General features: G+C 66.0%; 14 protein-coding genes. All 14 read left to right on the forward strand.

Annotation, left to right across the window (positions count from 1 at the left end; genetic code table 11):
• Nucleotides 1-23: 23 nt before the first annotated feature.
• The 14 genes from DWF00_RS03295 (at nt 24) to nuoL (ending at nt 12,197) form a co-directional block, all read left to right on the forward strand.
• A complete protein-coding gene (locus DWF00_RS03295) occupies nt 24-608 on the forward strand; it encodes a NuoB/complex I 20 kDa subunit family protein (RefSeq protein ID WP_114829984.1) in 585 nt (194 codons plus the stop codon).
• Nucleotides 605-928: a hypothetical protein gene (locus tag DWF00_RS03300; protein ID WP_210207900.1), complete on the forward strand. Its 324-nt coding sequence runs from the start codon at nt 605-607 to the stop codon at nt 926-928. The genes DWF00_RS03295 and DWF00_RS03300 overlap by 4 nt, the downstream gene beginning before the upstream one ends.
• Before the next feature lie 4 nt (nt 929-932).
• Nucleotides 933-1,538, forward strand: a complete 606-nt coding sequence (locus DWF00_RS03305) for an NADH-quinone oxidoreductase subunit C (protein WP_114829986.1) — start codon at nt 933-935, stop codon at nt 1,536-1,538.
• An 11-nt stretch (nt 1,539-1,549) separates the two neighbouring features.
• Nucleotides 1,550-1,795: a hypothetical protein gene (locus tag DWF00_RS03310; RefSeq protein ID WP_114829987.1), complete on the forward strand. Its 246-nt coding sequence runs from the start codon at nt 1,550-1,552 to the stop codon at nt 1,793-1,795.
• Nucleotides 1,796-1,801: 6 nt separating this feature from the next.
• Nucleotides 1,802-2,992: an NADH-quinone oxidoreductase subunit D gene (locus tag DWF00_RS03315; RefSeq protein WP_114829988.1), complete on the forward strand. Its 1,191-nt coding sequence runs from the start codon at nt 1,802-1,804 to the stop codon at nt 2,990-2,992.
• Nucleotides 2,992-3,933, forward strand: coding sequence for an NADH-quinone oxidoreductase subunit NuoE (nuoE, locus tag DWF00_RS03320; RefSeq protein WP_114829989.1), 942 nt, complete (start codon nt 2,992-2,994; stop codon nt 3,931-3,933). The genes DWF00_RS03315 and nuoE overlap by 1 nt, the downstream gene beginning before the upstream one ends.
• A gap of 9 nt (nt 3,934-3,942) precedes the next feature.
• Nucleotides 3,943-5,247: an NADH-quinone oxidoreductase subunit NuoF gene (gene nuoF, locus DWF00_RS03325; protein WP_114829990.1), complete on the forward strand. Its 1,305-nt coding sequence runs from the start codon at nt 3,943-3,945 to the stop codon at nt 5,245-5,247.
• 4 nt (nt 5,248-5,251) lie between these two features.
• On the forward strand, nt 5,252-7,315 hold the full coding sequence (gene nuoG, locus DWF00_RS03330; RefSeq protein WP_114829991.1) for an NADH-quinone oxidoreductase subunit NuoG: 2,064 nt from the start codon (nt 5,252-5,254) through the stop codon (nt 7,313-7,315).
• 6 nt (nt 7,316-7,321) lie between these two features.
• Nucleotides 7,322-8,341 carry an NADH-quinone oxidoreductase subunit NuoH gene (gene nuoH, locus DWF00_RS03335; RefSeq protein WP_114829992.1) on the forward strand — a complete coding sequence of 340 codons (1,020 nt, stop codon included), beginning with the start codon at nt 7,322-7,324 and terminating at the stop codon, nt 8,339-8,341.
• A gap of 20 nt (nt 8,342-8,361) precedes the next feature.
• Nucleotides 8,362-8,583 (forward strand): hypothetical protein, encoded by a 222-nt coding sequence (locus DWF00_RS03340; protein WP_114829993.1) that lies wholly within the window; start codon nt 8,362-8,364, stop codon nt 8,581-8,583.
• A 23-nt stretch (nt 8,584-8,606) separates the two neighbouring features.
• On the forward strand, nt 8,607-9,095 hold the full coding sequence (gene nuoI, locus DWF00_RS03345; RefSeq protein ID WP_114829994.1) for an NADH-quinone oxidoreductase subunit NuoI: 489 nt from the start codon (nt 8,607-8,609) through the stop codon (nt 9,093-9,095).
• A gap of 131 nt (nt 9,096-9,226) precedes the next feature.
• Nucleotides 9,227-9,850, forward strand: coding sequence for an NADH-quinone oxidoreductase subunit J (locus DWF00_RS03350; protein WP_114829995.1), 624 nt, complete (start codon nt 9,227-9,229; stop codon nt 9,848-9,850).
• Entirely contained in the window at nt 9,847-10,155 is a 309-nt protein-coding gene (nuoK, locus tag DWF00_RS03355) for an NADH-quinone oxidoreductase subunit NuoK (protein WP_066620004.1), read from the forward strand. The genes DWF00_RS03350 and nuoK overlap by 4 nt, the downstream gene beginning before the upstream one ends.
• A gap of 26 nt (nt 10,156-10,181) precedes the next feature.
• Entirely contained in the window at nt 10,182-12,197 is a 2,016-nt protein-coding gene (nuoL, locus tag DWF00_RS03360; protein WP_114829996.1) for an NADH-quinone oxidoreductase subunit L, read from the forward strand.
• Nucleotides 12,198-12,201: the final 4 nt, after the last annotated feature.

A 12,201-nucleotide genomic window follows, 5' to 3' on the forward strand; every position in this document is an offset into this window, starting at 1 on the left:
ACGGGTTCACAAGGGTTTAGATCATGGCAGTCACAGCGATCGACCGCGGCGACCCGCTCGTCGCCCCCGCGCCCAAGGGCCTGCTCGGCCCGGACGGCAAGCCCGTCGGCGCGCGCGACCCCTTCTTCGTCGAGATCAACAACGAGCTGGCCGACAAGGGCTTCCTGGTTACCGCCACCGACGACCTGATCAACTGGTCGCGCACCGGCTCGCTGATGTGGATGACCTTCGGCCTGGCCTGCTGCGCCGTCGAGATGATGCAGCTCTCGATGCCGCGCTACGATGTCGAGCGCTTCGGCTTTGCCCCGCGCGCCTCACCGCGCCAGTCGGACGTGATGATCGTGGCTGGCACGCTGACCAACAAGATGGCTCCGGCCCTGCGCAAGGTCTACGACCAGATGCCGGAGCCGCGCTACGTCATCTCGATGGGCTCCTGCGCCAATGGCGGCGGCTACTACCACTACAGCTATTCGGTCGTGCGTGGCTGCGACCGCATCGTGCCGATCGACATCTACGTGCCGGGCTGCCCGCCGACGGCGGAAGCGCTGCTCTACGGCGTGCTGCTGCTGCAGAAGAAGATTCGGCGCACGGGGACGATCGAGCGGTGACGGCGAGCAGTGCCATGGTGGTCCGGCAGTGGTGCGCGCGCGCCACGCAGAACGGGGCGCTCGCCTATCGCGAGCATCTCGAAGGCTCGGTGCTGCCGCAGCTTCGGGCGCTGCCCGGGTTTGCCGGCGTCTCGCTGCTCAATCGGCCCGATGGTGGCGAGGTGGTCGTCACCGTCCTGACGCGCTGGGATTCGATGGATGCGGTCGCAGCTTTCGCTGCGCCCGATCTTGAGACAGCAGTGGTCGAGCCGGCAGCTGCCGCCGTGCTGTTGAACTACGACGCGAAGGTGACGCATCACCACGTGATGCTCGAAGGATGATGCGATGAGCGAAGCGCTCGTGACACTCGGCGAAGACATCAAGGCGGCGCTGCCCGGCGCCGTCACCAATGCTGTCGTCGTCTTCGGCGAACTGACGATCGAGGCCGAGGCTTCGCAGATCGTCCAGGTGCTGAAGACGCTCTATGACGACCCGCGCTTCCGCTTCGTGAATTTCACGGACCTTGCCGGTGCCGACTATCCCGAGCGCGAGAAGCGCTTCGACGTCGTCTACCACCTGCTCTCGCCGCGCCATAACCGGCGTGTGCGCGTCAAGATCCAGACCGACGAGAAGACGCCGGTTCCCTCGGCGATCGAGGTCTATCCGGCGGCGAACTGGTTCGAGCGGGAGGCCTATGATTTCTACGGCATCCTGTTCTCGGGCCATCCCGACCTGCGCCGCATCCTCACCGATTACGGCTTCGAGGGTTACCCGCTGCGCAAGGACTTCCCGCTGACCGGCTTCGTCGAGGTCCGCTACGACGACGAGCAGAAGCGGGTGGTCTACGAGCCGGTGAAGCTCAACCAGGAATTCCGCAACTTCGACTTCCTGTCCCCCTGGGAAGGCACGGACTACGTGCTTCCCGGCGATGAAAAGGCGAAAACGCCATGAGGAGCGCGGCTATGTTTTACCGTTCGGTCTTTGTCGCTGTTGCGATCGCGGCTTCGTCTGTTTGGGCTCATTCGGCCCTGGCCGAGGTGAACGTCCTGAAGCAGGCGCCCGATGGCGTCGTCGAGGAATGCCGCTCGCGGCTGGCGCAGAGCGGCCCCTGGTCGCAGCCGTTCTGGAGCTGCATCCGCGCGCAGGGCTTCAACGCCGTCGAATATGACGGCCGCATCGCCTACCAGCACGACGGCCAGAGGTTCTGACTTGTCATGACCGAGCACAACATCCGAAATTTCTCGATCAATTTCGGGCCGCAGCATCCCGCGGCTCACGGCGTGCTGCGCCTTGTGCTCGAACTTGACGGCGAGATCGTCGAGCGCGTCGATCCGCATATCGGCCTGCTGCACCGCGGCACCGAGAAGCTGATCGAGGCCAAGACCTATCTGCAGGCCGTGCCCTATTTCGACCGGCTCGACTACGTCGCGCCGATGAACCAGGAGCACGCCTTCGCGCTCGCGGTCGAGAAGCTGATGGGCGTGAGCGTGCCGCGCCGCGGCCAGCTCATCCGCGTGCTCTATTCCGAGATCGGCCGTATCCTCTCGCACATCCTCAACGTCACCACGCAGGCGATGGACGTCGGCGCGCTGACGCCGCCGCTCTGGGGCTTCGAGGAGCGCGAGAAGCTGATGATCTTCTACGAGCGGGCTTGCGGCGCGCGCATGCACGCAGCTTATGTTCGGCCGGGCGGCGTCCACCAGGACCTGCCGACCTCGCTGATCCACGACATCGCCGAATGGTGCGACCCGTTCCTCAAGGTCTGCGACGACCTCGAGACCCTGCTCACCGACAACCGCATCTTCAAGCAGCGCAACGTCGATATCGGCGTGGTCGATCTCGAGACCTGCTGGAAATGGGGCTTTTCCGGCGTGATGGTGCGCGGCTCCGGCGCCGCCTGGGACTTGCGCAAGAGCCAGCCCTACGAGTGCTACGAAGAGCTCGAGTTCGACATCCCGATCGGCAAGAACGGCGATTGCTACGACCGCTACTGCATCCGCATGGAGGAGATGCGCCAATCCGTGCGCATCATGAAGCAGTGCTGCGAGAAGTTGCTGGGCGCGGATGGCGGCGGGCCGATCTCCTCGCTCGACGGCAAGATGGTGCCGCCCAAGCGCAGCGAGATGAAGCGCTCGATGGAAGCGCTGATCCACCACTTCAAGCTCTATACCGAGGGCTACAAGGTCCCGGCCGGCGAGGTCTATGCCGCGGTCGAGGCGCCCAAGGGCGAGTTCGGCGTCTATCTCGTCTCCGACGGCACCAACCGGCCCTATCGCTGCAAGATCAAGGCCCCGGGCTTCGCCCATCTCCAGGCCATGGACTTCATGTGCCGCAAGCACATGCTGGCGGACGTCTCCGCCATCCTCGGCTCTCTCGACATCGTCTTTGGTGAGGTGGACCGCTAATGTCCGTCCGTCGTCTCGCGCCCGATCAGGTCCAGCCTACCTCCTTCGCCTTCACCGCGGCGAACGAGAACTGGGCCGATCAGCAGATCGCCAAATATCCCGAAGGCCGCCAGGCCTCGGCCGTGATCCCGCTCCTGTGGAAGGCGCAGGAGCAGCATGACGGCTGGGTGCCGCGCGCCGCGATCGAGACCATCGCCCGGAAGCTCGCCATGGCGCCGATGCGCGTCATGGAGATCGCGACCTTCTACACCATGTTCAACCTGCAGCCGGTCGGCGAGCACTTCATCCAGCTCTGCGGCACCACGCCCTGCGCGCTGCGCGGCGCCGAGGCGCTGAAGAAGGTCTGCGAGGATGTCATCGGCCCGCAATCGACGGTGACGGCCGATGGCAAGCTTTCGTGGCTCGAGGTCGAGTGCCTCGGCGCCTGCTGCAACGCCCCGATGGCGCAGGTCAATTTCGACTATTACGAGGACCTGACGCCGGAGAATTTCCGCGCGCTGCTCGACGACCTGCGCCATGGCCGGCCGACCAAGCCCGGCCCGCAGGTCGAGCGCTCCGGCTCGGAGCCGCTCGGTGGCGGCGAGACGCTGAAGGATCCAGCCCTTTATGACGGCACGGTGATCGGCGCCGGCGATTGGCAGGCCCGCATCACCGAGCAGCGCAAGGCCGCTGCCGAAGCCGCCGCCGCCAAGGCTGCGGCCGAAGCGGCTGCGAAGGCTGAAGCCGAGGCCGCCGCTGCGGCGCAGAAGGCCGGCCCGACCGACGTCAAGGCAGCGCCGGCTCCCGAGGCCGCGACGCCCGCCCGCCCACAGCCATCCGACGCCCAGCAGCCGTCGAGCCGTGCGCAGGACACGCCGTCCGCCGCAAGCGACGCCATCAAGGACACGCCGGCCAAGGCCGCGCCCCCCAAGCGGGCCGCCAAACCCAAGTCGGAAGAGTGAGATAGAGACATGCTCGCCGATCGCGACCGCATCTTCACCAATCTCTACGGCCGGCATGACCTGTCGCTGAAGGGCGCCATGGCGCGTGGCGCCTGGGACGGCACAAAATTCCTGCTCGAGCAGGGCCGCGACTGGATCATCGACGAGATGAAGAAGTCGGGCCTGCGCGGGCGCGGCGGCGCCGGCTTCCCGACCGGGCTGAAATGGTCCTTCATGCCCAAGCAGAGCGACGGGCGCCCGCACTACCTCGTCGTCAACGCCGACGAGTCGGAGCCGGGCACCTGCAAGGATCGCGAGATCATGCGCAACGACCCGCATACGCTGGTCGAGGGCTGCCTGATCGCCTCCTTCGCCATGGGCGCCCATGCGGCCTATATCTACATCCGCGGCGAGTACATCGCCGAGCGCGAGGCGCTGCAGCGCGCCGTCGACGAGGCCTATGAGGCGAACCTCATCGGCAAGAACAACAAGCACGGCTATCCCTTTGATCTCTATGTGCATCACGGCGCCGGCGCCTATATCTGCGGCGAGGAGACGGCGCTGCTCGAGAGCCTCGAGGGCAAGAAGGGCATGCCGCGGCTGAAGCCGCCATTCCCGGCCAATGTCGGCCTCTACGGCTGCCCGACCACGGTCAACAACGTCGAGTCGATCGCGGTGGCGCCGACCATCCTGCGCCGCGGGGCGAGCTGGTTCTCCTCGCTCGGCACGCCCAACAATGTCGGCACCAAGCTGTTCTGCGTCTCCGGCCACGTGAACACGCCCTGCAACGTCGAAGAGGCGATGGGCCTGACCTTCCGCGAGCTGATCGACCGCCATTGCGGCGGCATCCGCGGCGGCTGGGACAATCTCAAGGCGGTCATCCCCGGCGGCTCCTCGGTGCGCATGGTCCCGGCCGAGCAGATCATCGACACGCCGATGGATTTCGACTCGCTCTCGAAGCTGCGCTCCGGCCTCGGCACGGCGGCGGTGATCGTGATGGACAAGTCGACCGACGTCATCCGCGCCATCGCCCGCCTGAGCTATTTCTACAAGCACGAGAGCTGCGGCCAGTGCACGCCCTGCCGCGAGGGCACCGGCTGGATGTGGCGCGTCGTCAGCCGCATGGCCGAGGGTAGGGCGCAGAAGCGCGAGATCGACATGCTGCTCGACGTCACCAAGCAGATCGAGGGCCACACGATCTGCGCGCTCGGCGACGCCGCCGCCTGGCCGATCCAGGGCCTGATCGCGCATTTCCGTCACGAGATTGAGCAGCGCATCGACGATTATGCCGCCAACCCGCATTCAGAGCCGGTGCGGCTGATGGCGGCGGAGTGAGATCATGACCAAACTCCTCATCGACGGCATCGAGGTCGACGTACCCGCCGACTACACCGTGCTCCAGGCCTGCGAGGCCGCGGGCGCCGAGGTGCCACGCTTCTGCTTCCATGAGCGCCTCTCGATCGCCGGCAATTGCCGCATGTGCCTGGTCGAGGTGAAGGGCGGCCCGCCGAAGCCGCAGGCCTCCTGCGCCATCGGCGTGCGCGACCTGCGCCCCGGCCCCAACGGCGAGCCGCCGGTCGTCTCGACCAAGTCGCCGATGGTCAAGAAGGCGCGCGAAGGGGTGATGGAGTTCCTGCTCATCAACCATCCGCTCGACTGCCCGATCTGCGACCAGGGCGGCGAATGCGACCTGCAGGACCAGGCCATGGCCTATGGCGTGGACAATTCCCGCTACGCCGAGAACAAGCGCGCGGTCGAGGACAAGTATATCGGCCCGCTGGTCAAGACCTCGATGACGCGCTGCATCCAGTGCACGCGCTGCGTCCGCTTCACCACCGAAGTTGCTGGAGGCACCGATCTCGGCGCCATCGGCCGCGGCGAGGACATGGAGATCACGACCTATCTCGAGCAGGCGATGACCTCCGAGCTCCAGGGCAACATCGTCGATCTCTGCCCGGTCGGCGCGCTGACCTCAAAACCCTACCAGAACAAGGCCCGGCCCTGGGAGCTGACCAAGACCGAATCCATCGACGTGATGGACGCGGTCGGTTCGGCGATCCGCGTCGATTCCCGCGGCCGCGAGGTGATGCGCATCCTGCCGCGCATCAACGAGGCGGTGAACGAGGAGTGGATCTCCGACAAGACCCGCCATGTCGTCGACGGCCTGCGCACCCAGCGGCTCGACCGGCCCTATATCCGCGAGAACGGCACGCTAAAGCCCGCGAGCTGGAGCGAGGCCTTCGCTCTGATCGCCGCCAAGGTTAAGGCGGCTAGCCCTGAGCGCATCGGTGCGATCGCCGGCGATCTCGCCGCGGTCGAGGAGATGTTCGCGCTCAAGGCGCTGATTTCGTCGCTCGGCAGCGCCAGTCTCGACGCGCGCCAGGACGGCGCCAAGCTGCACCCGAAGCATGGCCGCGCCAGCTACATCCTCAACGCCGGCATCGCCGGCCTCGACGACGCGACCTCGCTGCTGATCATCGGCGCCAACCCGCGCCGCGAGGCTCCGATCCTCAACGCCCGCATCCGCAAGCGCTGGCTGCGCGGCGACTTCAAAATCTCGGTCATCGGTGAGCAGGTCGACCTGACCTACGCCCATGACTATCTCGGCGCCGGTCCGGAGACGCTGGCCGATCTGGTCAAGAACGCCTCCGCCGCCGGCGACAGGCCAATGGTGCTGGTCGGGCAGGGCGCTCTCGCCCGCACTGATGGCGAGGCGGTGCTCTCGCTCGCCGCCAAGGCGGCGCAGGTGCTCGGCGCCGTCAAGGACGGCTGGAACGGTTTTGGCGTGCTCCATACCGCCGCCGCCCGCGTCGGCGCGCTCGATCTCGGCTTCGTGCCGGGTGACAATGGCCTGGACGTCGCCGGCATGCTCCAGCCCGGCGCGCTCGACGTGCTCTACCTGCTGGGCGCCGACGAGGTCGAGGTGCCGGAGGGCGCCTTCGTGATCTACCAGGGCACCCATGGCGACAAGGGCGCGCATCGCGCCGACGTCATCCTGCCGGGCTCGGCCTATACCGAGAAGTCGGGTACCTACGCCAATACCGAGGGCAGGGTGCAGATGGCCGACCGCGCCACCTTCCCGCCGGGCGATGCCCGCGAGGACTGGGCGATCCTGCGGGCGCTCTCGGCCGCGCTCGACAAGACGCTGCCCTTCGACTCGCTCAGCGCGCTGCGCCAGGCGCTCTATGCGGCCCATCCGCATTTCGCCGCGCTCGACACGGTGGCGGTGGCTGATGCCTCTGTGCTCGGCGCGCTCGCGGGCCTGGGCGGCAAGACCGACAAGGCCGGCTTCGTCTCGCCTGTCACCGATTTCTATCAGACCAACCCGATCGCACGCGCCTCGGCCGTGATGGCCGAATGTTCGGCGCTGGCCTCCGGCCGGATGCGGCAGGCGGCGGAGTAAGGCACGATGAACTGGGATATCGTCCTCGACCTCGCGATCATTCTCGGCAAGAGCCTGCTGTTGCTGATCTGCCTGCTGGTCTTCATCGCCTACATCCTGCTGGCCGATCGCAAGATCTGGGCGGCGGTGCAGCTCCGGCGCGGCCCCAACGTGGTCGGGCCCTTCGGCCTGTTCCAGAGCTTCGCCGACCTGCTGAAATTCGTCTTCAAGGAGCCGATCATCCCGGCCAGCGCCAACAAGGGCGTCTTCTTGCTGGCGCCGCTGGTCTCCTGCGTGCTGGCGCTGGCGGCTTGGGCCGTCATCCCGGTGGCGGAAGGCTGGGCGATCGCCGACATCAATGTCGGCATCCTCTACATCTTCGCGATCTCGTCGCTCGGCGTCTACGGCGTCATCATGGGCGGCTGGGCCTCGAACTCGAAATATCCGTTCCTCGGCGCCCTGCGCTCGGCGGCGCAGATGGTCTCCTACGAGGTCTCGATCGGCTTCGTCATCATCACCGTGCTGCTCTGCGTCGGCTCGCTGAACCTCTCGGCCATCGTCGAGGCGCAGAACACCAGCTGGGGCATGCTGCGCTGGTACTGGCTGCCGCTCTTCCCGATGTTCGTGGTCTTTTTCATCTCGGCCCTGGCCGAGACGAACCGCCCGCCCTTCGATCTGCCGGAAGCGGAATCCGAACTCGTCGCCGGCTTCATGGTCGAGTACTCGTCGACGCCGTACCTGCTCTACATGCTCGGCGAGTACGTGGCGATCATGACCATGTGCTCGCTGACCACGATCCTGTTCCTCGGCGGCTGGCTGCCGCCGTTCCCGATCGCGCCCTTCACCTGGCTGCCGGGCGTGTTCTGGTTCGCGCTCAAGATCTGCATGGTCTTCTTCATGTTCGCGATGGTGAAGGCCTTCGTGCCGCGCTACCGCTACGACCAGCTGATGCGGCTGGGCTGGAAGGTCTTCCTGCCGCTTTCGCTGGTCTCCGTGGTCGTGGTCGCGGCAGTGTTGCAGCTTACCGGCTGGGCGCCGGTGCATTAGTGGTAGAGTCGGTTCCAGGCTTGGTCGGAGCCCTGCTCGGCTTCGTCTTCGGCTGGATCCAGTATCAGATGATCGTGGCGGTGGTTGTCGGCGGTCTGCGCCGGACGAACCGCTCGAAGACGCCGGCAGAGGATAGCGACTACAAGCGCCGCATCCGGATCCTTCAGGCGATCATGCTGGTGCTCTTGTTGTTCGGGTTGCCCGTGTTGGGCTATTGGGTCGGCCGAACCCTGTTCGGCTGAGGTATTGAAGAGGATCGTGGGCGATGTCACTCGCGCAAGCCGCCAAGGGATTGCTGCTCCAGGAGTTCGTTTCGGCGTTCTTCCTGTCGATGCGCTATTTCTTCAAGCCGAAAGCGACGCTGAACTACCCCTTCGAGAAGGGGCAGCTCTCGCCGCGCTTCCGTGGCGAGCACGCGCTGCGCCGCTACCCGAACGGCGAAGAGCGCTGCATCGCCTGCAAGCTCTGCGAGGCGATCTGCCCGGCCCAGGCCATCACCATCGAGGCCGGCCCGCGCCGCAACGACGGCACGCGGCGCACCACGCGCTACGACATCGACATGACGAAGTGCATCTATTGCGGCTTCTGCCAGGAGGCCTGCCCGGTCGACGCCATCGTCGAGGGCCCGAATTTCGAGTTCGCGACCGAGACCCGCGAGGAGCTGTTCTACGACAAGGACAAGCTGCTCGCGAACGGCGCGCGCTGGGAACGCGAGATCGCGCGCAACATCGCGATGGATGCGCCGTATCGCTGAAGACCTGTGTCCCGTCGCGCGGTTGTCGCGCTCCGCGGGCCTGACTATAGACGCTCCAAACTGCGCCGGGTCCGAAACCGGCGCGTGACTAGAAACGAGGGCCGCCCGCAAGGGCGGAAGGGCTGGCCGAGATGAACGCCGCAGCGGCTTTCTTCTATTTGTTCTCTGGCATCACCATCGCCTCGGCGTTCATGGTGGTGTCCTCGCGCAACCCCGTTCATTCGGTGCTGTTCCTGATCCTCGCCTTCGTCAACGCGGCGGGCCTCTTCCTGCTGCTCGGGGCCGAGTTCCTCGCGATGCTGCTGGTCGTGGTCTATGTCGGCGCGGTCGCGGTGCTCTTCCTGTTCGTGGTGATGATGCTCGACGTCGACTTCGCCGAGTTCCGCCAGGGCTTCCTGCAATACCTGCCGGTCGGCGCGCTGATCGGCCTGATCTTCGCGGTCGAGCTGCTGCTCGTCGTCGGCTCCTGGGTCATCGACCCGCAGATCGTGCGCGCGCCGGTCGCGGCGATCCCCGCCAACATCAGCAACACCGAGGCGCTCGGCCGGGTGCTCTACACCCAGTACATCTACTACTTCCAGGCCGCCGGCCTCGTGCTGCTCGTCGCCATGATCGGCGCCATCGTGCTGACCCTGCGCGAGCGTCCCGGCGTCAAGCGCCAGAGCATCCCGCAGCAGAATGCCCGCACCAAGGCCACCGCCATGGAGGTGCGCCAGGTGCAATCGCATGCCGGCGTGCCGGAGGAGACCGTCTGATGATCGGCCTTGGACACTACCTCGCGGTCGGCGCGATCCTGTTCACGCTCGGCGTGCTCGGCATCTTCATCAACCGCAAGAACGTCATCGTCATCCTGATGTCGGTCGAGCTCATCCTGCTCTCGGTCAACATCAACTTCGTCGCCTTCTCCAGCTTCCTGAACGACATCGTCGGCCAGGTCTTCGCCCTGCTGGTGCTGACGGTGGCGGCGGCGGAAGCCGCGATCGGCCTCGCCATTCTCGTCGTCTACTTCCGCAACCGCGGCACGATCGCGGTGGAAGACATCAACATGATGAAAGGCTGAGCGCCCTCGAGGCCCCGCGACCTGCCATGTATCACCTGATCGTCTTCCTCCCCCTCATCGGCTTCCTGATCGCCGGCCTGCTCGGCCGCCTGATCGGGCCGCGCGGCTCCGAGATCGTCACGACCTCGCTGCTGATGGTCTCGGCCGCGCTCTCCTGGGTCGCCTTCTTCCAGGTCGGCTTCGGCTCGGGCACGACCCGCATCCAGATCGCGACCTGGCTCGCCTCGGCCGACCTGCGCGTCGACTGGGCCTTCCGCATCGACACGCTGACCGTGGTCATGCTGGTCGTGGTCAACACAGTCTCGTCGCTCGTGCACCTCTACTCGATCGGCTACATGAGCGAGGATCCGCACCGGCCGCGCTTCTTCGCCTACCTGTCGCTCTTCACCTTCGCCATGCTGATGCTGGTGACGGCCGACAACCTCGTCCAGATGTTCTTCGGCTGGGAGGGCGTCGGCCTCGCCTCCTACCTGCTGATCGGCTTCTGGTACCAGAAGCCCTCGGCCAACGCCGCGGCGATGAAGGCCTTCATCGTCAACCGCGTCGGCGATTTCGGCTTCGCGCTCGGCATCTTCCTGGTCTTCGTGCTGTTCGGCACGGTCGCCTTCGACGGCATCTTCCCGAAGGCGGGTGAACTCGTCACCCAGACCTTCCGCTTCGTCGGCTACGAGTGGAACGCGCTGACCCTGACCTGCCTGCTCCTCTTCATGGGCGCCATGGGCAAGTCGGCGCAGTTCCTGCTGCACACCTGGCTGCCGGATGCGATGGAGGGCCCGACCCCGGTCTCGGCGCTGATCCATGCCGCGACCATGGTCACCGCCGGCGTCTTCATGGTGGCGCGCCTGTCGCCGATCTTCGAATACGCCCCGGTCGCGCTCACCGTCGTCGTGGTCATCGGCGCCACCACCGCGTTCTTCGCCGCCACGGTCGGCCTCGTCCAGAACGACATCAAGCGGGTCATCGCCTATTCGACCTGCTCGCAGCTCGGCTACATGTTCGTGGCGATGGGGGTCGGCGCCTACTCGGCCGGCATCTTCCACCTCTTCACCCACGCCTTCTTCAAGGCGCTGCTCTTCCTCGGAGCCGGCTCGGTCATCCACGCGATGCACCATGAGCAGGACATGCGGAAGATGGGTGGTCTGAGGAAGTACATCCCGCTCACCGCGGCCGCCATGACGATCGGCAACCTTGCGCTGACCGGCTTCCCCTTCTTCGCCGGCTACTTCTCCAAGGACGCGATCATCGAGAGCGCCTATGCCTCTGTCGCGCATGGGGGCTTCGCGAGCTCATACGCCTATGTGCTGCTGGTCGTCGCGGCCTGCTTCACCTCGTTCTATTCTTGGCGGCTCTACTTCATGACCTTCGAGGGCCAGCCGCGCTGGGCAGGTCAAGGTCATGATGCCCATGGGCACGACGCGCATGGCCACGACGACCACGCCGCGCATGGTCATGACGATCACGGCCACGGCCATGATCACACGCCGCATGAAAGCCCGTGGGTGATGATGATCCCGCTCGCCGTGCTGGCGCTTGGCGCGGTCGCGGCCGGCTTCGTCTTCAAGGAGGCCTTCATCGGCCACGACTACGAGCATTTCTGGAAGGCGGCGCTCTTCACCGGCAAGGACAACCACATCCTGCACGCCATGCACGAAGTGCCGGGCTGGGTGGTCTGGTCGCCCTTCGTCGCGATGGTGCTCGGCTTCCTCGTCGCGCTCTACATGTACGTGCTGCGGCCGGACGTGCCCGGCAAGCTCGCGGCGGCGAACCCGGCTCTGTACCAGTTCCTGCTCAACAAGTGGTACTTCGACGAGATCTACGACTTCCTGTTCGTGAAGCCGGCGATGTGGCTCGGCAAGTTCCTCTGGAAGAAGGGCGACGGCTTCGTCATCGACGGCATGGGGCCGGACGGCATCTCGGCCCGCGTGGTCGACGTCACCAACCGCGTCGTGCGGCTGCAGACCGGCTTCGTTTATCACTATGCCTTCGCCATGCTGATCGGCGTTGCGGGCCTTGTGACCTGGTATCTCCTGGCGCGCGGGTGAGATG

The organism is Allobosea caraganae (genome assembly GCF_003351345.1).
GTDB lineage: Bacteria > Pseudomonadota > Alphaproteobacteria > Rhizobiales > Beijerinckiaceae > Allobosea > Allobosea caraganae.

Excerpts from the sequence above, each read along its gene's own strand:
- DWF00_RS03295 (WP_114829984.1), top strand. The coding sequence starts at position 24 with ATGGCAGTCACAGCGATCGACCGCGGCGACCCGCTCGTCGCCCCCGCG.
- DWF00_RS03305 (WP_114829986.1), top strand. The coding sequence starts at position 933 with ATGAGCGAAGCGCTCGTGACACTCGGCGAAGACATCAAGGCGGCGCTG.
- DWF00_RS03310 (WP_114829987.1), top strand. The coding sequence starts at position 1,550 with ATGTTTTACCGTTCGGTCTTTGTCGCTGTTGCGATCGCGGCTTCGTCT.
- DWF00_RS03315 (WP_114829988.1), top strand. The coding sequence starts at position 1,802 with ATGACCGAGCACAACATCCGAAATTTCTCGATCAATTTCGGGCCGCAG.
- nuoE (WP_114829989.1), top strand. The coding sequence starts at position 2,992 with ATGTCCGTCCGTCGTCTCGCGCCCGATCAGGTCCAGCCTACCTCCTTC.
- nuoF (WP_114829990.1), top strand. The coding sequence starts at position 3,943 with ATGCTCGCCGATCGCGACCGCATCTTCACCAATCTCTACGGCCGGCAT.
- nuoG (WP_114829991.1), top strand. The coding sequence starts at position 5,252 with ATGACCAAACTCCTCATCGACGGCATCGAGGTCGACGTACCCGCCGAC.
- nuoH (WP_114829992.1), top strand. The coding sequence starts at position 7,322 with ATGAACTGGGATATCGTCCTCGACCTCGCGATCATTCTCGGCAAGAGC.
- nuoI (WP_114829994.1), top strand. The coding sequence starts at position 8,607 with ATGTCACTCGCGCAAGCCGCCAAGGGATTGCTGCTCCAGGAGTTCGTT.
- DWF00_RS03350 (WP_114829995.1), top strand. The coding sequence starts at position 9,227 with ATGAACGCCGCAGCGGCTTTCTTCTATTTGTTCTCTGGCATCACCATC.
- nuoL (WP_114829996.1), top strand. The coding sequence starts at position 10,182 with ATGTATCACCTGATCGTCTTCCTCCCCCTCATCGGCTTCCTGATCGCC.